The sequence below is a fragment of the Bradyrhizobium sp. KB893862 SZCCT0404 genome (assembly GCF_018130885.1).
In the GTDB taxonomy this organism is placed as follows: Bacteria; Pseudomonadota; Alphaproteobacteria; order Rhizobiales; family Xanthobacteraceae; genus Bradyrhizobium; species Bradyrhizobium stylosanthis.
Genome location: NZ_JAFCLT010000001.1, coordinates 769,311 through 787,024, shown reverse-complemented (window position 1 = coordinate 787,024; position 17,714 = coordinate 769,311). Strand labels below are relative to the sequence as shown.

The following is a 17,714-nucleotide window of genomic DNA, read 5'->3' as shown; positions in this document are numbered from 1 at the left end:
TTGCCGCACGGCAGGCCTGCCGCGGGCGCTGGAACCGTCCGTGGTTCTGCCGGGTTGCGATCCAGCCTGCAATTTCCTAATCCGGAGACGCACCACGGCCCAAATCAACCGCGCCACCATCATGTCGTCCGCACCGATCGAACATGCCGACGGCCTGCCGCAACCGCAGCGCAACTACGCGGTTCTGACGATCGCACTCGGCATCATCATGGCCGTGGTCGACAGCGCCATCGCCAATGTCGCGCTGCCGACGATCGCGACCGACCTCAATGCCAGCCCGGCCTTCTCGATCTGGATCGTCAACGGCTATCAGCTCGCGATCACGATCTCGCTGTTGCCGTTGGCCTCGCTCGGCGAGATCGTCGGCTATCGCCGCGTCTATCTGGTCGGGCTCGTGCTGTTCACGCTCGCATCCGCCTTCTGCGCGCTGGCCCATACGCTGCCGCTGCTGACGATCGCGCGCATCATCCAGGGCTTTGGCGCCGCCGGCATCATGAGCGTCAACGCGGCGCTGGTGCGCTTCACCTATCCGCGCAGCCAGCTCGGCCGCGGCATCGGGCTCAACGCTCTCGTCGTCGCCTTCTCGGCCGCGGTCGGCCCGACGCTTGCCGCAGGCATCCTCGCCGTCGGAAGCTGGCCCTGGCTGTTCGCCATCAACGTGCCGCTCGGCGCGGTGACGCTGTTGCTCGGCCTGCGCAGTCTGCCGCACACGACGCCGGCCAGCCGTTCCTTCGACTGGCAAAGCGCCGGCCTGTCCGCCATCACCTTCGGCGTCGGCATTGCGGCCGTCGACAGTGTCGGTCACGGCGAGGCCGCGATCACCTGCCTCATCCAGTTTGCCATCGCCATCATCGCGGGCGCGATGCTGGTCTATCGCGAAACCCACATGACCTCGCCGCTGCTGCCGGTCGACCTGCTGCGGATCCCGGTGTTCGCGCTGTCGATCGCGACCTCGATCGCCTCGTTCTGCGGGCAGATGCTGGCCTTCGTCGCGATCCCCTTCTACCTGCAGAGCCGCTTCGGCTATTCGGCGGTGCATATGGGCTTGCTGATCACGCCGTGGCCGATCGCGGTGGCATTCGCCGCGCCGCTGGCCGGGCGCCTGGTCGAGCGCTATCCGGCGGGCCTGCTCGGCGGCATCGGGCTGACGCTGTTCGCCTGCGGCCTCGCCGCGCTCGCCTTCCTGCCGGCCGCGCCCACACCGTTCGACGTGATCTGGCGGATGGCGCTGGCCGGCGCCGGCTTCGGCCTGTTCCAGACGCCCAACAACCGCACCATGATCGCAGCCGCCCCGCGCGAACGCGCCGGCGGCGCCAGCGGAATGCTGGGCACGGCGCGGCTGCTCGGGCAGACGACGGGTGCTGCGCTGGTGGCGCTGCTGCTCGGCCGCTATCCGGTCGACGGAACGCGGCTGGCGCTTCTCACCGGCGTCGGATTTGCGCTCTGCGGCGCGATGCTGAGCATGCTGCGGCTGTCTCCTACGGGCGCGCGCGGCGCCGAGCATGTCCGGGTGCAGGACGATCAGCGCCTGCGCGGCGAATAGCAGGTGCCCACGCCAGAGGCGATCTCCATCCTCTCCCGCAACTTGTGCGTGGCTTAACTATCCGGACCTATGACCTATTGCCCTCCCGCTCCGGTTGCGCTTGATTGGCGCCGGGAAAAAGGGGCATTTCATGCGTTCATTTGGAATTGTGGCGCTCAGCGTCATGCTGGGCGGCTGCGCGTCTGTCACGCGCGGCACGACGGAAAATATCAGCATCTCATCGACACCTTCAGGCGTGGAAGCCGTGGTCAGCGGAATGGAAGTTCCGACCACCTGCACGACCCCCTGCTCCGTGGTCGTCAAGCGCAACGCCGACATCTCCATCACCTTCCAGAAGGAAGGCTATGAGCCGCAAATCGTGCCGCTCACCCGGGACATCCAGACCGGCGGCGCCGCGGGCTTCGCCGGCAATCTCCTGCTCGGTGGCGTCGTCGGCATGGGCGTCGATGCGGCAACCGGAGCTGCGACCGATCACAAGCCCAATCCGGTCATCGTAACCATGCAGCCATCCGCCCCTGCCCGCGCGCGGCCGCCCGCGCCGAAGAAACCACGGCCGCCCGCTGCGGCTGCGCCGGACACCGGCACCTAGAGCCCGCACGGCGGACGCAAACAAAAAGGCCGGCTTCTCAGCCGGCCTTTTCGATTTCATTGCGCGCCGATCACGCCTTGACCAGCGGTCCCTTGGAGGTCGGCCCCTTGGAGCCGCCGGGGCCGCCCGGCTTGTTGGGCTTGCCAGGCGGGCGCTTGCGGGTGCCGGGCAGCTTTTCCTGCTTCGGCGTCACCGGGCCATCGAGGAACTCGAAGCCGATCTTCTCCTTGGTCTCGTCAGCCTCGTCCTTGACGAGAACGACGCGAACATGGCCGCCGCCCTTGAGCTTGCCGAACAGCACCTCGTCGGCGAGCGGCTTTTTGATGTGCTCCTGGATCACGCGGGCCATGGGACGTGCGCCCATCTGCTCGTCGTAACCATGCTGCACCAGCCAGGTCTTGGCGGGCTCCGACAGCTCGATGGTGACGTCGCGGTCGCCGAGTTGCGCCTCGAGCTGAAGCACGAACTTCTCGACCACGGTGCCGATCACCTCGACGCTGAGATGGCCGAACGAGACGATGGCATCGAGACGGTTGCGGAATTCCGGCGCGAACTGCCGGTTGATCGCCTCGTGGTCGTCGCCTTCCCGCTTCGAGCGCGTGAAGCCGAACGCCTGCTTGGCCAGATCCGCCGCGCCCGCATTCGTGGTCATGATCAGGATCACGTTGCGGAAGTTGACCTGCTTGCCGTTGTGGTCGGTGAGCCGGCCGTGGTCCATGATCTGGAGCAGCACGTTGTAGAGATCGGGATGCGCCTTCTCGATTTCGTCGAGCAGCACCACGCAATGCGGATGCTGGTCGACGCCGTCGGTCAGCAAGCCACCCTGGTCGAAGCCGACATAGCCGGGAGGCGCGCCGATCAGGCGCGACACGGTGTGCCGCTCCATGTACTCGGACATGTCGAAGCGCAGCAGCTCGACGCCGAGCGTTGCCGCCAGTTGCTTCGCGACCTCGGTCTTGCCGACGCCGGTGGGACCCGAGAACAGGTAGCAGCCGATCGGCTTCTCCGGCTCGCGCAGGCCGGCGCGTGCCAGCTTGATCGAAGCTGCCAGCGACTCGATCGCCTTGTCCTGACCGAACACGGTGCGCTTCAGGGTCTGCTCGAGATGCTTGAGCACCTCGGCGTCGTCCTTCGACACGCTCTTCGGCGGGATCCGCGCCATCGAGGCGATCGTGGTCTCGATCTCCTTGATGCCGATGGTCTTCTTGCGCTTGTTCTCGGCGACCAGCATCTGCGCCGCGCCGGACTCGTCGATCACGTCGATCGCCTTGTCGGGCAGCTTGCGGTCGTGGATGTAGCGCGAGGAGAGCTGCACCGCAGCCTCGATCGCCTCATTGGTGTACTTGAGACGGTGGTAGTCCTCGAAGTACGGCTTGAGGCCCTTCAGGATTGCGATGGCGTCCTCGACCGTCGGCTCGTTGATGTCGATCTTCTGGAAGCGCCGCACCAGCGCGCGGTCCTTCTCGAAGTGCTGACGATATTCCTTGTAGGTGGTCGAGCCCATGCAGCGGATCGTGCCCGAGGCCAGCGCCGGCTTGAGCAGGTTCGAGGCATCCATCGCCCCGCCCGACGTCGCGCCCGCACCGATCACGGTGTGGATCTCGTCGATGAACAAGATGGCGTTGGGATGCGCCTCGAGCTCCTTGAGCACCTGCTTGAGACGCTCCTCGAAGTCACCGCGATAGCGCGTGCCGGCGAGCAGCGTGCCCATGTCCAGCGAGAACACGGTCGCGGCTGCCAGAACCTCCGGCACCTCGCTGTCGACGATGCGCTTGGCAAGACCTTCCGCGATCGCGGTCTTGCCGACGCCGGCTTCACCCACGAACAGCGGATTGTTCTTCTGCCGGCGGCACAGCACCTGGATCGCGCGGTTGATCTCGGAATTGCGTCCGATCACCGGATCGATCTTGCCGTCGCGCGCCTTCTTGTTGAGGTTGACGCAATAGGTCTCGAGCGCCTCGCCCTTCTTCTTGGCGTCCTCGTTGCCCTTGGTCTCGGTCTCCTCGTCGACGCCGCGCACGGGCCGCGCCTCGGAGACGCCCGGCCGCTTGGCGATGCCGTGGCTGATGTAGTTGACGGCGTCGTAGCGCGTCATGTCCTGCTCCTGCAGGAAGTACGCGGCATGGCTCTCGCGCTCGGCGAAGATCGCGATCAGCACGTTGGCGCCGGTCACCTCTTCGCGACCCGACGACTGAACGTGGATCACCGCGCGCTGGATCACGCGCTGGAAACCGGCGGTCGGCTTGGCGTCATCGGCGCCATCCGTCACCAGGTTCTCGAATTCGGTCTCAAGATAATTGACGAGGCTCGTGCGGAGCTTGTCGAGATCGACGCTACAGGCGCGCATGACGGCGGCTGCATCGGAGTCGTCGATCAGGGAGAGCAGGAGATGCTCGAGCGTCGCGTATTGGTGATGACGCTCGTTTGCGATCGCCAGCGCACGATGCAGGGATTGTTCAAGGCTTTGGGAAAAAGTCGGCATTCGCGTCCTCTATGGCCCCCACCATCATGGTCGTGATCGCCCGGTCAGGCAACAACAACCTTTGTCACATATAGTTATACAAGACCGCCGCGAAAGACCGGTTCCGCGACTGGGCAAGCAACACGCCTGCGGTATTTTCGATGCAAAACCCGTTCCGATTTGGGCAGAACTACCCATTTGGGCAGGTTGAAGTCGGCGCGATGTTAAGCGGGATCATGCAGCAGGATGTGCTGCCATCACACGGCACACGAACAGAACCACTCTAAAGAACGCGAACGCGCGACTACTTCTTTTCCATCACGCATTGCAGCGGATGCTGGTGCTTGCGGGCGAAGTCCATCACCTGCGTCACCTTGGTCTCGGCGATCTCGTAGGTGAACACGCCGCACTCGCCGATACCGTGATGGTGAACGTGCAGCATGATCTTGGTCGCCGCCTCGACGTCCTTCTGGAAGAACTTCTCCAGCACGTGCACGACGAATTCCATCGGCGTGTAGTCGTCGTTCAGGATCAGCACGCGGTACAGGTTCGGCCGCTTGGTCTTCGGCTTGACCTTGGTGATGACAGAGGTGTTCGGCCCCGTCGGGTTGCCGGAACGGTTCTCGTCATTGCTCATCCGGGGAGCGACGGCGGCGGTGGCCGCGGACAGGTCGAATCTGGAAGTCAGTTGCGGCATGGCTCAGGCGTTCAAATTCCCCACGGAAGCGTATGACGGTCCGCCGCGGAGCCCCAGGCTTGGGAGCTTCACACAGGCGCGCCGCCTCGTTGGATCGCCGCTTCCAACCGGTCCGGTCCAAGCCGTATCGGTCGTCAGCAATATGGGCCCGGCCCCCCTTCGCCGCAAGCGTGCGAAGGTCCGGCCGATGCGGCCGCGACGGTCCCGATTCCCGATCCGGACGATCCTGACCGAGGTTAATCAATCCGGGCCGGTTTGACAAAAATTTCCGCGCCACATGGTTAGAACGTATTGATCAGGAACCGGTTGGCAACCGGGCTGCGACGCTTTCGCGCGGAATCATCTCCGGATTTTTACGGACCAACCCATCGCCACTGAATCGCCTGGAAGACAGTCGGCGAACATCGGGGCCGACGACCATCATGATCGGCTTGCTGGTTAACGCCGGAAGCGAACCGCGTGCCGCGACATTGCGCGCGCTGCCGACCGGCTCGACCTGAGAGACGTCGAACGGACCATGCCGTTCGAGGCCGCGCTCGGCCCCGGGACGATCCATCGCGACAAACAAAAAGCCCGGCTGTTCAGCCGGGCTTTGCTTCCAGATATCCGGAAAGGGATTAGTTGGCCGGGGTGAACTTCGACACGACGGTCTCGACCGGCTTGAACGCCTGCTTGGCGAGGTCGCTGTAGAGGCCGGCGATCTTCTGCGACTCCGCAACGAAGGTCTCGTAGGCGGAACGGGCAAACTCGGTCTGCGCTTCGACGGCCTTGTCCAGCGACTTCACGCCGGAAAGCTTCTCGACGAAGGACTTGGTGTCTTCGAACGACTTCTTGGTGTAGTCGCCATAGGCGCTGGCGATCGCCTGGAGGCCGTGCTGCACCGAGGTCGCGGAGGCAACGCACTGCTCGAAGTGCTCTTTCCCGTAGTTCTGAAAGTCTTCAACCTTGAACATTTCGGAATCCTTTTCCCTGGCTCTCGTCGGGAAGCCCCGGCTCCCTGACCGTGCCCATAATTAGTGCAACGCACAAAAAAGTCAAGAATCTTGTGCGACGCACAAAACTAGATGCAAATCGCTGAGATTCCCGGGGTTTCCCGCAAGGGTTCCTTAAGCTTTTGGAAACCGCAGGCCCCTACCCTGATTCCCTGGACGTGTTCAGCTTCCGCATTCGGCCAAAAGCCGTTTGAGAACATCACCTTAGCCAGAATAGCGGCTCAGGCCCAACGTCTCCCGCGGCGAACACCAGCGGAGGGACAGCCTGAGCAGGTAATGATCCCGGGTCCCATGGGCACAATTTCGCCTCACGAGCCGGTGATCTAGTCAGAAACGGGGACGGGGTTCCATGCTTCGTAAAAACTTGTCTTCCTCGCGCTTGGCGCGGGTTGGCGTTTTCGGGCTTCTTACGGTCACCACCGCAGTCATCTTCACCACTGACGCTGCCGATGCGCGGCGCCACCGGCGTCATTACGCGCACCACCGGGTGCAGCGCGACGTATCCGAGAGCTCCAGCCCGAAATTCGCGTCCATCATCGTCGACGGTAATTCCGGCGCGGTGCTGCAGTCGAACAACCCCGACGGAATCCGCCACCCCGCCTCGCTCACCAAGATCATGACGCTCTATTTGCTGTTCGAGCGTCTGGAGTCCGGCAAGATGAAGCTCGACACCGAGATGCCGGTGTCCCAGCACGCTGCCGACCAGGATCCGACCAAGCTGAACCTGCGTCCCGGCCAGACCATTCGCGTCGAGGACGCGATCAAGGGTCTCGTCACCCGCTCCGCCAACGACGCCGCCGTGGTCATCGCCGAAGCGATCGCCGGAGACGAGGACGACTTCGCCCAGATGATGACGCGCAAGGCGCGCTCGCTCGGCATGTCCCGCACGGTCTACCGCAACGCCAACGGCCTTCCCAACGACGAGCAGGTCACGACCGCGCGCGACCAGGCCACGCTCGGCCGCGCCATCCAGGAGCGCTTCCCGCGCTACTATCGCTATTTCGCCACCTCGACGTTCAACTGGCGCGGCCAGTCGATCCGCAACCACAATCACCTGCTCGGTAGCGTGGAAGGCGTGGACGGCATCAAGACCGGCTACACCCGTGCCTCCGGCTTCAACCTCGTCAGCTCGATGCGCCGCGGCAACCGCCATTTGATCGGCGTGGTGCTGGGCGGCCGCAGTGGCGGCTCGCGCGATGCCATCATGCGCAACCTGCTCGCGGAGAACCTCGAGAAGGGCGCGACCACCCGTACCGTCGTCGCCGTCACCGAGCGTAACGGCGCTGACGCCGCTGCCGAGGTCGCCGATGCGTCGGATGCGCCGGCCCGGCCCGCCGCGCCGGTTCAGGCCGCTGCCGCCCCTGCTCCCGAATCCGCCCCGTCCCGTCTCGCTGCGCGCCTCTCGACCCTTGCCGCGGCGACGGCTGCGGTGCCGCCGGCCCCGCCCAAGCCGGAAGCCAGCAAGCCCGAGGTTCGGCCGACTGAATCCAAGATCGAGCCAGCACCGCTCACCAACGGCGTGATCTCGAGCCAGCCGCTCTCGATCATCCCCGGCTCGTCCGAACCGATGAAGCCGGTCCGGGTCAAGACCGTTCAGGTCAAGGCCGGTGCCGTGAAGGTCGCTTCCGCCGCCCCGGCCCAGGTTGCTCCGCAAGTCACCAGCACGATTGCCTCCCGCTCCGACGTCGCGGAAACCTCCGGCGCCGTCGTCGCCCGGGCCGACCTGATCAACAAGCCCGAGCCCCAGAGCCAGCCGGAAGCGCCGAAGGCGGACCTCGCCCGTGCCGAGCTGCCGCGCCAGCCGGCCGGCTTCGGCACCGGCAACGGCATCCTCGGCGTGCTGCCGGCCGCGACCGCCTCTGCGCCCGCCCAGGCCGCTCCGAAGCTCGCCTCCGCCGATCCGGCGCCGCAGCCGATCCAGATGAGCGCCACCACCAAGCCGGCCGTCACCCATAGCGGCTGGATCGTCCAGGTCGGCGCGCTCGAGAGCGAGAACGAAGCCCAGCAGCGCATCGACGCCGCGCGCAGCTCGGCCCGCGGCCTGCTCAGCAAGGCCGATCCGTTCACCGAGCCCGTCCTCGCCAAGGACAATCGCAAGCTCTACCGTGCCCGCTTCGCAGGCCTCGAGCGCGACCAGGCCGAAGCCGTCTGCCGCGCCCTGAAGCGCGCCGACATCTCCTGCATCACCGTCCGCAACTGATTTTCCGCATCGCTTCGAAAAAATGCCCGCGCCTTGCGCGGGCATTTTTGTTTTCGGCATGCGCGGAAGCCTGTTCCGCGACAACCTCTCGTCAACGATTTACGGTTAAATTTTTACTCAAGGGATCGACCACGCCGACAATGGCGGGCATCGGGCGAGAACAGAGCAAACGGAGCTCACGCGGGTACGGGCGTTTGTAGCGTGGTGCCGGAGTTAGCCGTTATGCGTGCGAAGCAGAGTATCCTTGGCCTCGTTTACCCGGGCAGCGAGATACGTCGAGCCCCCCTGGTCGGGATGGAGTTTCTTCATCAGGGACTTGTGAGCCCGGCTGATGTCGTCACGCCCCGCGCCCGGCTGCAGGCCAAGGATCTGATAGGCTTCCTCCGCCGTCATTTTGCCGCTCGTCGCCGTACGGCGCTGCCCCCCTGCCGCATTGCCCTGCGCGTTCTGACGCCAAGCGGGAAACCGGCGGTCGAGATAGCTTTCAAGTAAGGCCACGCTCTCGGCGTCGAACGCCGGGACCATCGCCAAGAGGCCGGCGAGATCGAACTCGTCGAGATCGCGCCCGGCATGAGGGCCGGCAATGATCTGGCCGCCGAGCCGGCCGGAATCGTGGTCCAGCCGCATGTCCAGGAACGACGAGCGCACCCGCGAGGCCTGACCGGTCGGGCGCGCCGCGCCGCCGCCGAACAGGCCGCCGACATTGCCGAAGCCGGCATTCGCCAGAGGCGTCCAGCCGAGCAGCCCGGCGCCGAAAATCCCGAGCGGGATCGCGACCGCAAGCTCGCCGCGCAGGCCCGTGAAGGCCGCGACCGCCAGCGCCACCACGCCGCCGCCAAACTTGATGGTACGCGCCAGCACCGCCGGATTGGCCGAGCGGAACATCTGGAGCAGCAGATAAAGCGTGATAACGGCGACGGCGCCGGCGATCAGGGTCATGGCCGGAATATAGTCGTCCTCGCGTCAAAAAGCATGGCGTCTTCGATCACGCAGATCGCGCGGCGCGCTACTTCATCTGGCCGATCAACATCGCCGCGCCGCTCACGCTGCCGGCCAGCTTCAACAGCGCCTCGCGGCCGCCGGCGGCATAGGCGGCAGCCGCCCGCAGCAACTCGCGCAGCTGCGCCGCAGCCCCCGGATCGAATCGGCACCAGGCGCCGCCGGTCAGTCGTGCGATCTCGCGGAAGGCCTTTTCGGCGACGGCGTCGTGGCCTTCCTGAAACAGGAAGACGGGTACCTTGAGCATGCCGAGCTCGCCGGCCTTGGCGCAGAGCTCGTCGACATTCTCCTCCATGGCATCGCCGACGAAGACAACGGCGCGCACGCCGGATGCAACCGCCTCGCGCCGCGCCTCGCTCAGCACCTTGCCGATCTGGGTGTCGCCGCCGCGGCAATCGATCTTGCTCATCAGCGTCGCCAGCCTGGCGCTGTCGGAGATCCACCCCGTCGCGCGGCACTCGTTGTAGCCGCGGTAATAGACCAGCCGGATGTCGAGGCTGCCGAGCGCCGCGGTCTCGCGAAACATGTCGGCCTGCAGCGCGCAGGCCATGTCCCAGGTCGGCTGCCGGCTCAGCGTCGCATCCAGCGCGAAGATCAACCGCCCTTTCGCGCCGGGCGCATGCGGTGACAGCGCGCGGGCCCTGGCGACGAAGGCGGCAATGTCTTCCGACGTCGACGCGCCGGCCTGCGGCACCGCGCCGCCCGCCTTCGTCGAAACCGCATCACCGCGCGGCTTGATGGGTTCGCCCGACATCGCTGCTCAACCAAGCTGGGGGACTAATGTGGTGCGCGCGAAGAGCCCGGTCAATGTGCAAAGCCTCCGCGGGCGGATGCCGGCGGAGGCTTCGAAGTCGGTACGGATGATGAGCGACGCGTCAGCTCTTGGCAGGCGCCATCAGAGCGACCGGGCCGGGCTCGAGGATCTTGGGCGGCGACGATTGCGTGTCGACCGGCGCCAGCTCGCTGTCCGTCGCGCTCAGGAACTTGTCGAGCATGCTCTGGATCGAGTTCTTGGCTGCGTCGGGGCCGGTGTCGCGCATGTCGTTATGCTGGAATTCGGTCTTCACGACCTGAATGCCGGCCTTCTCGCATTCCTCGTCCGTCGGGATCACGCCCGCATCGGTCTTGAACTGCGGATCCTGGGAGCGGAACGACAGGATCTTGAACTTGCCGGCGGTGACGAAGGGCACGCGCAGATTGTCGAGCGTGACGACCTTCTTGACCTCGTCCGGATACTGCTTGGCGAAGTACATGGTGATGTCGCCGCCCATGGAGTGACCGACCATCGTCACCTTGTCGTAGTCGGCGTTGGGCTGGACCTTCTTCAGCTCCTGCATGGCGAGATGGATGTTGGCGACGCCGCGCAGGATCTGCGGCAGGCGGCCGACATAGAGCTCGCCGGGCTTGGTCACCATCGGAGGATCGGTCGGCAGATCATGCTGCGGGCTGACGACCATGTAGCCGCGCGCAGCGAACATGTTGGCGAGGAAGCCGTACTCGGTGTTCTTGACGGTGTTGCCGTGATTGATCACGGCGACCGGCAGCGTGATCATGCCGGCATTGGCCTGCATTTCCTTGTCGCGACGGATCGCGATGTCGACAGGCACGGGACGATTGTCGCGCGAAGCGTCGTAGAAGGTGATGGTCTCGTGCTTGATCGCCCACTTGCTCGCCGTGAAATAGGCGACGCCACAGAGGGCACTGACCGAAACCAGAACGGCAATTCCACGCTTCATTTTCGTCCTCAGCCTCAGGCTCTTGCGGCCTGAATACCCTGTTGAAAATCGTGTTCTTCCGAGGCTCTTCGGCCCCTGGTCGCCTATTCCCTAATATATGTCACAGCCGCGTGACAGGAAGGCTAAATATTGTGAACTATCAGCCCTTTCATTGTGCGCCGCACTCGTTTCGTGGGCACCCCGTTCTTTTACGGCTACGTCAGGGTGCAGGTCACTATCGGACGCAACCGGTCGCGATGGGGTTCAATTTCGCAGTAAACATGGGGTGAAACGGCCAAGCTCCGGTCTGGTTCCCGCAGGAACCAACCATATGGATGGACCGGAAGTAGCCTTATACCGCCTCAGGCGCCGAGGATGTCGTGAACCTCAAGCGGCTTGTCGACCTGGCTGAACCACTCGGCGCGATTTGCCGCACGGCGCCGGCCGCGCTCGTCGAGCGGCAGCTTGAGCTGGCGGAGCAGGCTCGTCACCTCCTCCCGCGCAGTGAGATGGCCGAGATTGGGCCGCATGCCGAGCGTGGCCTCGTCGATCTCGTCGAGGGCGGTCAGGCCGCGCGGGAAGAATTCGCGGTAGACGACGCGCTCGGCGAAGCCGTCGACATAGCGGAAGCCGAGCCGCAGCGACAAATCCTTCAGGCCGTCGGCGACGAGCTGCTTGTTGCGCGAGCCGAGCATCGACAGGCGGTTGCGCACCACGATCCAGTCGGTGCTCGAGCCGTCGAGCTGGCGGCGCTTGCGCCTGACGTCCCGCACCATCTCGGCATAATGGCTCTCGCCCGTCACCGCGTAGCTGGCGGGATCGACGGTGCCGAGCACGTCGAAATCGAGGAAGCTGTCGTTGATCGGCGTGACCAGCGTGTCGGCCATCGAATGGGCGAGCCGCATCAGGTAGCTGTCGGTGCCGGGCGTATCGATGACGATGAAATCGAAACTGCTCTCGACCGCCGACACCGCCTCCATGAACTGCTGGAACTCGGAGTTCTCGTTGTCGGCGATCTGCATGGTCTCGCCGAGCTTGATGCAGCGGTGCACCGGGAGCTCGAGGTCGAGCTTGGTGCGGCGAGCCCAGGCGGCGCGGTTGTTGATGTAGTGGGTGAAGCTCTGCTGGCGGCAGTCGAGATCGATGGTGGCGACGCGCTGGCCGGCCTTGAGAAGCGCAACAGCAATGTGCAAGGCGGTGGTCGATTTGCCAGAGCCGCCCTTCTCGTTACCAAGCACAACGACGTGCGCCGAGCCGGATTGGCTTTGGCTAGCCTGCACAAGCATGGCGATCCTCAACACCCCTAAGCAATATCTTCGAGTTGGCCGCGTCTGCGGTCAAGTGAAATGCGTGACAGGAAATGCAAATAGCAGTGCGCCGCTCTTTATCATGAACAGCGGCGCCATCGTTCGTCTGTGATCCGGCCCACAATGTCGCGACGCCCTGCGCGGCCTTGCGCGGGATGCTGTGCCGCATCCCCATGCATGGCGTCCACGACTGCTGCTTGTTAAGGTTAGCCGGCTGCGCGGCAGACCGCGCCCACCGATCCCCCAGCCCCCGAGTCCTGATGTCACGAAGCCCCCTGATTGCCCGCACGGTCCCAAGCTTGCGGCGCGCCACCGACAATCTCCGCAAGCGGAAGGCCACGATCGCGCTGGTCCCGACCATGGGGGCCCTCCATGACGGGCATGTGTCGCTGGTGCGCCTCGCCAAGCGGCGCGCGAGTCGCGTCGTGGTGTCGATCTTCGTCAACCCGACGCAGTTCGCTCCGACCGAAGACTTCGGCGCCTATCCGCGCACCTGGAAGTCGGACATCGCCAAGCTCGCCGCCGAGGATGTCGATATCGTCTGGCATCCCGGCGTCGAGGCCATGTATCCGCAGGGCTTTGCGACCCGCATCGTGCCGGAGGGGCCGGCACTCGCCGGCCTCGAGGATCGCTTCCGGCCGCACTTCTTCGGCGGCGTCGCCACCGTCGTCGGCAAGCTGTTCACGCAATGCCGGCCCGATTTTGCGATCTTCGGCGAGAAGGACTTCCAGCAGTTGCGGGTGGTGGCGCAGATGGCGCGCGACCTCGATCTCGGCGTCAAGGTGATCGGCTCCCGCACCGTGCGCGAGCGCGACGGGCTCGCGATGTCCTCGCGCAACGTCTACCTCTCGGCCGAGGAGCGCCAGACCGCCACCGTCCTCTACCGCGCCATGAAGGACAGCGCCGGACGGATCAAGGCGGGCGAAGCCATCGCGCCGGCGATGGCGCGCGGCGCCGAGACGATCGAGGCGGCCGGCTTTGCGCTGGACTATTTCGAGGTCCGCCACGCCGAGACGCTGGCGGAGGTGACTTCGCGCAAGGACGGGCCGCTGCGGATCCTGGTCGCGGCCAAGCTCGGCACGACGCGGCTGATCGACAATATCGCGGTTTAGAGCAGTCCGAGATCGCGCAGCTCGCGCCGCATCGGCTCCGGCATCGCCGCGATCGAGCCGGCGGCGGACTTGCCGAGATCGGACGGCACCGAATCGTCGGTGAGATAGCGCCAGCCCTGGAATGGGCGCATCGGCCGCGGCGAGACCGGGATCACCTTCGGCTGCATCACGATCCGGCAGCGTCCGATGCCGTCCTTGTCGCGGAACGGCTCGATGCCGATGATCTTTTCGCGCGCGGCGATCTCACCCTTGATGACCCAGTAGAGCGAGCCGCCGCCGAGGATTTCGGCGTCACGCTTGGGCACCATGCGGGTGATGTGGATGTGATGTTGCGGCAGACCCTTCTTCTTGGCGGTCTGCATCCGTTCGGCCACCCACTCCTTCAATTCCTTGACGGAGTCGCAGCCGACGGCGAGCTTGATGAGATGTAGCGGCATGCCCCAGCATTAGCCGGGCAGCCACGCATTTGGAATGCCGAACTACTCGTTATCCGCAGGCGCGGGAGCTGCCGCTGCGGGCGGCGGAGCGAGCGGAACCGGTGCCGGAGCCGGCGCACGCGCGGCCTTCGGCGCCGGCGGCTTCTTGGCGGCCGGTGCCGCGGGAGCTGCGGCCTGCGCAGAGCTGGCGGCCGGCGCACGCGCCGCCGGCGCAGCGCCACCGGCAGGGGCGGCCTGGCGTGTCGTCGCGGTGGGCGGCTCCGGATTCATGATGCTCACCGGCGGGGTCGACGACGCGCTCGGGAATTCGGCATTGGTCGGCTTGCCCGTCGGCATCGTGGGCGGCAGCCCGGCGAGCGCAGCGGTGGCGGGCATCGCCGGCGCTCCTGCGGGCGCGTTCCAGATCGGCGCGTAGCGAGCGACCAGCGTATCGTAGAGATGGGAATCCATGTTGGCGGCGACCTGCTGCTGATCGGTCAGCGAGCGGAAGGCGGCGCAGTCGAACTGGGTGCAGCCGTCGCGGGCGACCAGCACCTGCGCGACGAGGCCGTAGCGGTCGCGCTCGAGCGCCTTGCGCAGCACCTTCATGTCCAGCGTCAGGCTCTTGTCGGCGGTGGCGGCATCGCCGAGCGCGGTCAGCCGGTCGATCCGGGCCGCGGTATAGGCGACGGCCGCCGCCGCGGTCTCGGGCGCGCCGAACAGTGCCTTCTCGCAGCCGGCGGCCACGGCATCACCGGCGAGACCATCGAGACAGGACAGCGCCGGCAGGCTTGCGGTGACCGCGGCCTGCGCACGCGCCTCGGTCGGCGCGTCCTCCGCGCCCGGCCCGTAGACGCGCACCATGGCGGCCCCCGCGATCGCGATGGACAGCAGCGTGATGACGGTCAACGCGCCGTTGGCGACCGACTTCTCGGCGCGCAGCAGCGTGATCAGCAGGATCAATCCGAAGAATCCGGCCGCCGCCAGCGTCATCCACATCGGAAAGGCCGCCGAGCGCCAGATTTGGTCGAACGAAGAGGCCCATGCCCAGTTCATGCGCGACGTCCCCTCACGCGAGCAAAGAGCGAATGGTCAAGCGAGCACCGCGAGTCGGCAACTGCCCCCGCCTCACCTTGTGAAGGCGAAGCGGGCCTTTTAACGGCGAGCAAAGCAAATTCGTCCGCGAAAGCAATGGGCGCGATCGTCGGCGCGTCAGGACAGCGCCAGTTGACTTTCCTTGGCGACCCGCTCGAACGCTTCGGTCGAGCTCTTGATCCGGTACTGGCAATCGTCGCCTTCCGTCGGCAGCAGGCGGATCACTTCATACGAGCCGCTGGCAGCGGGGCGCGCGACGTTGCTGGCCGTGAACAAAACGCGCGTTCCAACGGGGAATTTGTGCTTCAACACCCTCTCCATTACTCAAACAACGCCTGCCTCGCCCATGGTCCCACTGCGATGGCCGGCCGGAAACCCGTGTGCTGTATAGCACGCATGCGGCGTTTTTGACCAGTCTCATGCAAGCCCGGTAAATATACAAATCAGTAAGTCTTTTCAGGACGATAAGCAGGCCTGCGGACCACGGTAATACCGCTGGAACCGGCTCCCTAGGCGGTATGGGGCAGATGCCCCTGCGGGCTGGCCTGGTCCACCGCCTTGGGCAGCTCCTGGGCCAGAATCTGGCCCAGTTGGTCGACCGGGATGTTGTAGCGCGCGGCGAGCTGGCGGACGGTGTCGTTGCCGAGCACGGCGCGGAGCTGGTCGGCCGAGATCGGCAAATTGTGGCCATTGCCGAGCCAGGATTTGACCTGGTCGCCGAAGCCGGCCTGCTGGAGCTTGGCGACGATCGCGCTGAGGCCACCCTGATTGTTGCTGCCGAGCACTTCGTTCAGCACGGCCGGCAGCACGGCGGCGCCGAGCTGGCCTAGTGCGCTGCGGAGCGCGGGATTGTTTTCCAGCGAGTCCAGGATTCCCATGGCGCCCTCTCCCAAGCCTTGGTTGCCGCATGATTGAGCGCCGCCTGCTTGCTGATCGTCAAGCGGCGCCCGATCACATTCGCGGGTTAGGCATCCTCGAACTTCGCGATGACGAGCGTTTCGGCGATCCCCTCGCGGGTCCATTGCTGGAACGCCGGCAGCGCCATCATGGTGTCCATGTAGGCCTTCGTGTCCGGCGCAACGTCGATCGCATAGGTACGGAAGCGGTGCACGACCGGCGCATACATGGCATCCGCCGCGCCGAAGCGGCCGAACAGGAACGGTCCATTGGCACCATAGCGCGCGCGGCACTCGCGCCAGATCTCCTCGATGCGCGCGACATTGGCCTTGGCGTCTGCCGACAGCGCCACGGCGCTGACCGGGCGATGCAGGTTCATGCCGCATTCGCTGCGCAGGGCTACGAAGCCGGAATGCATCTCGGCGCACACCGAACGGGCATGGGCGCGGGCCGCGGCGTCGTCGGGCCACAGCTTCTTCTCGGGATAACGCTCGGCGATGTATTCGATGATGGCGAGCGAATCCCACACCGTGGTCTCGCCATCGACCAGCACGGGCACCTTGCCGGCGCGGCTGAAGGACAGGATCTGCTGCTTGTCCGCGGGATTGTCGGTGTAGAGCGGGATCACGGTCTCCACGAACGGGATGTCGTTCGCGCGCAGCGCGAGCCAGGGCCGCATCGACCATGACGAGTAGTTCTTGTTGCCGATCGCGAGCTTGAGCGTTGCCATGTCACTGATCCCTTCGAAAGTCCGTCTGGTGCGGCTGCTTTTAGCGCCATCGCCTGCCGCCAATCAATCGTTGCCGCGCCCGGACATGCGTGGCAATCGTTGCGATCCCCGAGGGAGCAAGACATGAGCAGGCACTGGGTCGACATCACCGCGGTCGGCTTCTTCATCATCGAATGGCTGGCCTATGCCCTGACGCTGGAGCATTCGGCCTATGGCCGCGACAGCCTGTCGGCGCGCATGAACCGCTATCGCGAGGTCTGGGTGCGCCGCCTGCTCGATCGCGAGACCCGCATGGTCGACATGCAGATCATGGCCTCCTTGCAGAACGGCACCGCCTTCTTCGCCTCCACCAGCCTGTTCGCGCTCGGCGGCGCGCTGGCGCTGCTGCACGCCACCAACGACGCGATCACGATTCTGAGCAAGCTGCCGATCGACCTCAGCACCTCGCCGGCGATGTGGGAGCTGAAATGCGTCGGCCTCGTGCTGATCTGCGTCTACGCGTTCTTCAAGTTCGCCTGGGCCTATCGCCTGTTCAACTACGTCGCGATCCTGTTCGGCGGCATGCCGCCGGCCTCGCAAGCCGGCACGCAGCAGGCCGAGGCTCACGTCATCCGCACCTCGCGCGTCTTCGAATCCGCCGGCCGCCATTTCAACCGCGGCCAGCGCGCCTTCTTCTTCGCGCTCGGCTATCTCGGCTGGTTCGTCAGTCCGTGGGTGCTGTTCGTGACCACGGCCGCGGTGGTGATCGTGACCTGGCGGCGGCAGTTCGCATCGAGTGCCTGGGCGGCGATGGCGCCTGAGGTCGTGGGTGACGATGCGGGAGTGGTGAAGCGCGGTCATTGACGCGCCCGTGTCCCGGACGCGCCGCAGCGTGCAACGCTGCTGCGCTGCGTCCGGGGCACGAGAACGGGGTATGACGCGTACTCTCTCGATGTCTCGTAGCCCGGATGGAGCGCAGCGT

General features: G+C 65.5%; 18 protein-coding genes. 5 read left to right on the top strand and 13 right to left on the bottom strand.

The window, feature by feature from the left end; translation table 11 throughout:
• Positions 1–121: 121 nt before the first annotated feature.
• Together JQ617_RS03965 and JQ617_RS03960 are read left to right on the top strand one after the other, a co-directional pair.
• Positions 122–1,543: an MFS transporter gene (locus tag JQ617_RS03965; protein WP_212024558.1), complete on the top strand. Its 1,422-nt coding sequence runs from the start codon at positions 122–124 to the stop codon at positions 1,541–1,543.
• 130 nt (positions 1,544–1,673) lie between these two features.
• The gene (locus tag JQ617_RS03960) at positions 1,674–2,132 is read left to right on the top strand and encodes a PEGA domain-containing protein (RefSeq protein WP_212024556.1); all 459 of its coding nucleotides are present in this window, start codon (positions 1,674–1,676) and stop codon (positions 2,130–2,132) included.
• Positions 2,133–2,202: 70 nt separating this feature from the next.
• Here JQ617_RS03960 and clpA read toward each other — a convergent pair whose 3' ends face one another.
• The 4 genes from clpA to JQ617_RS03940 form a co-directional block, all read right to left on the bottom strand.
• Entirely contained in the window at positions 2,203–4,614 is a 2,412-nt protein-coding gene (gene clpA / locus JQ617_RS03955) for an ATP-dependent Clp protease ATP-binding subunit ClpA (RefSeq protein WP_063682967.1), read from the bottom strand.
• Between the two features lie 283 nt (positions 4,615–4,897).
• Entirely contained in the window at positions 4,898–5,230 is a 333-nt protein-coding gene (gene clpS / locus JQ617_RS03950) for an ATP-dependent Clp protease adapter ClpS (protein WP_026312603.1), read from the bottom strand.
• A 355-nt stretch (positions 5,231–5,585) separates the two neighbouring features.
• The gene (locus JQ617_RS03945; RefSeq protein WP_212024554.1) at positions 5,586–5,858 is read right to left on the bottom strand and encodes a hypothetical protein; all 273 of its coding nucleotides are present in this window, start codon (positions 5,856–5,858) and stop codon (positions 5,586–5,588) included.
• A 49-nt stretch (positions 5,859–5,907) separates the two neighbouring features.
• Positions 5,908–6,243 carry a phasin family protein gene (locus tag JQ617_RS03940; protein WP_063682966.1) on the bottom strand — a complete coding sequence of 112 codons (336 nt, stop codon included), beginning with the start codon at positions 6,241–6,243 and terminating at the stop codon, positions 5,908–5,910.
• Between the two features lie 388 nt (positions 6,244–6,631).
• On the opposite strand from JQ617_RS03940, the gene JQ617_RS03935 reads away from it, so the two are divergent.
• Positions 6,632–8,482 carry a D-alanyl-D-alanine carboxypeptidase gene (locus JQ617_RS03935; RefSeq protein WP_212024552.1) on the top strand — a complete coding sequence of 617 codons (1,851 nt, stop codon included), beginning with the start codon at positions 6,632–6,634 and terminating at the stop codon, positions 8,480–8,482.
• Between the two features lie 213 nt (positions 8,483–8,695).
• Here the strand turns inward: JQ617_RS03935 and JQ617_RS03930 are convergent, their stop codons facing one another.
• The 4 genes from JQ617_RS03930 to JQ617_RS03915 all read right to left on the bottom strand — a co-directional run bounded on the left by JQ617_RS03930 (position 8,696) and on the right by JQ617_RS03915 (position 12,482).
• Positions 8,696–9,421 (bottom strand): DnaJ domain-containing protein, encoded by a 726-nt coding sequence (locus tag JQ617_RS03930; RefSeq protein WP_212024550.1) that lies wholly within the window; start codon positions 9,419–9,421, stop codon positions 8,696–8,698.
• 67 nt (positions 9,422–9,488) lie between these two features.
• Positions 9,489–10,235, bottom strand: coding sequence for a vWA domain-containing protein (locus JQ617_RS03925; protein WP_063682963.1), 747 nt, complete (start codon positions 10,233–10,235; stop codon positions 9,489–9,491).
• Positions 10,236–10,356: 121 nt separating this feature from the next.
• A complete protein-coding gene (locus JQ617_RS03920) occupies positions 10,357–11,217 on the bottom strand; it encodes an alpha/beta fold hydrolase (RefSeq protein WP_212024548.1) in 861 nt (286 codons plus the stop codon).
• Between the two features lie 341 nt (positions 11,218–11,558).
• On the bottom strand, positions 11,559–12,482 hold the full coding sequence (locus JQ617_RS03915; protein ID WP_063682960.1) for a division plane positioning ATPase MipZ: 924 nt from the start codon (positions 12,480–12,482) through the stop codon (positions 11,559–11,561).
• Positions 12,483–12,763: 281 nt separating this feature from the next.
• Here JQ617_RS03915 and panC point away from each other — a divergent pair, with 281 nt between their 5' ends.
• The gene (gene panC, locus JQ617_RS03910; RefSeq protein WP_145666534.1) at positions 12,764–13,615 is read left to right on the top strand and encodes a pantoate--beta-alanine ligase; all 852 of its coding nucleotides are present in this window, start codon (positions 12,764–12,766) and stop codon (positions 13,613–13,615) included.
• Here the strand turns inward: panC and JQ617_RS03905 are convergent.
• The 5 genes from JQ617_RS03905 to JQ617_RS03885 all read right to left on the bottom strand — a co-directional run bounded on the left by JQ617_RS03905 (position 13,612) and on the right by JQ617_RS03885 (position 16,753).
• Positions 13,612–14,052 (bottom strand): DUF1489 family protein, encoded by a 441-nt coding sequence (locus JQ617_RS03905; protein ID WP_145666537.1) that lies wholly within the window; start codon positions 14,050–14,052, stop codon positions 13,612–13,614. The two genes, panC and JQ617_RS03905, sit on opposite strands and share 4 nt — an antisense overlap.
• Positions 14,053–14,094: 42 nt before the next feature.
• Positions 14,095–15,087: a hypothetical protein gene (locus JQ617_RS03900; protein WP_212024547.1), complete on the bottom strand. Its 993-nt coding sequence runs from the start codon at positions 15,085–15,087 to the stop codon at positions 14,095–14,097.
• A gap of 156 nt (positions 15,088–15,243) precedes the next feature.
• Positions 15,244–15,447: a hypothetical protein gene (locus tag JQ617_RS03895; RefSeq protein WP_018647393.1), complete on the bottom strand. Its 204-nt coding sequence runs from the start codon at positions 15,445–15,447 to the stop codon at positions 15,244–15,246.
• Positions 15,448–15,635: 188 nt separating this feature from the next.
• The gene (locus JQ617_RS03890) at positions 15,636–16,148 is read right to left on the bottom strand and encodes a YidB family protein (RefSeq protein WP_349630593.1); all 513 of its coding nucleotides are present in this window, start codon (positions 16,146–16,148) and stop codon (positions 15,636–15,638) included.
• Positions 16,091–16,753 carry a glutathione S-transferase family protein gene (locus JQ617_RS03885; RefSeq protein WP_212024545.1) on the bottom strand — a complete coding sequence of 221 codons (663 nt, stop codon included), beginning with the start codon at positions 16,751–16,753 and terminating at the stop codon, positions 16,091–16,093. Before JQ617_RS03885 ends, JQ617_RS03890 begins: the two co-directional genes overlap by 58 nt.
• 123 nt (positions 16,754–16,876) lie before the next feature.
• On the opposite strand from JQ617_RS03885, the gene JQ617_RS03880 reads away from it, so the two are divergent.
• Positions 16,877–17,596, top strand: coding sequence for a DUF599 domain-containing protein (locus JQ617_RS03880; RefSeq protein WP_212024543.1), 720 nt, complete (start codon positions 16,877–16,879; stop codon positions 17,594–17,596).
• Positions 17,597–17,714: the final 118 nt, after the last annotated feature.

Coding starts and splice junctions, on each gene's coding strand:
- clpA (WP_063682967.1), bottom strand. CDS start 4,614: ATGCCGACTTTTTCCCAAAGCCTTGAACAATCCCTGCATCGTGCGCTG.
- JQ617_RS03940 (WP_063682966.1), bottom strand. CDS start 6,243: ATGTTCAAGGTTGAAGACTTTCAGAACTACGGGAAAGAGCACTTCGAG.
- JQ617_RS03900 (WP_212024547.1), bottom strand. CDS start 15,087: ATGAACTGGGCATGGGCCTCTTCGTTCGACCAAATCTGGCGCTCGGCG.
- JQ617_RS03925 (WP_063682963.1), bottom strand. CDS start 10,235: ATGTCGGGCGAACCCATCAAGCCGCGCGGTGATGCGGTTTCGACGAAG.
- JQ617_RS03935 (WP_212024552.1), top strand. CDS start 6,632: ATGCTTCGTAAAAACTTGTCTTCCTCGCGCTTGGCGCGGGTTGGCGTT.
- JQ617_RS03880 (WP_212024543.1), top strand. CDS start 16,877: ATGAGCAGGCACTGGGTCGACATCACCGCGGTCGGCTTCTTCATCATC.
- JQ617_RS03915 (WP_063682960.1), bottom strand. CDS start 12,482: ATGCTTGTGCAGGCTAGCCAAAGCCAATCCGGCTCGGCGCACGTCGTT.
- JQ617_RS03895 (WP_018647393.1), bottom strand. CDS start 15,447: ATGGAGAGGGTGTTGAAGCACAAATTCCCCGTTGGAACGCGCGTTTTG.
- JQ617_RS03885 (WP_212024545.1), bottom strand. CDS start 16,753: ATGGCAACGCTCAAGCTCGCGATCGGCAACAAGAACTACTCGTCATGG.
- JQ617_RS03905 (WP_145666537.1), bottom strand. CDS start 14,052: ATGCCGCTACATCTCATCAAGCTCGCCGTCGGCTGCGACTCCGTCAAG.
- clpS (WP_026312603.1), bottom strand. CDS start 5,230: ATGAGCAATGACGAGAACCGTTCCGGCAACCCGACGGGGCCGAACACC.
- JQ617_RS03920 (WP_212024548.1), bottom strand. CDS start 11,217: ATGAAGCGTGGAATTGCCGTTCTGGTTTCGGTCAGTGCCCTCTGTGGC.
- JQ617_RS03890 (WP_349630593.1), bottom strand. CDS start 16,148: ATGGACCCGCGAGGGGATCGCCGAAACGCTCGTCATCGCGAAGTTCGA.
- panC (WP_145666534.1), top strand. CDS start 12,764: ATGTCACGAAGCCCCCTGATTGCCCGCACGGTCCCAAGCTTGCGGCGC.
- JQ617_RS03960 (WP_212024556.1), top strand. CDS start 1,674: ATGCGTTCATTTGGAATTGTGGCGCTCAGCGTCATGCTGGGCGGCTGC.
- JQ617_RS03965 (WP_212024558.1), top strand. CDS start 122: ATGTCGTCCGCACCGATCGAACATGCCGACGGCCTGCCGCAACCGCAG.
- JQ617_RS03930 (WP_212024550.1), bottom strand. CDS start 9,421: ATGACCCTGATCGCCGGCGCCGTCGCCGTTATCACGCTTTATCTGCTG.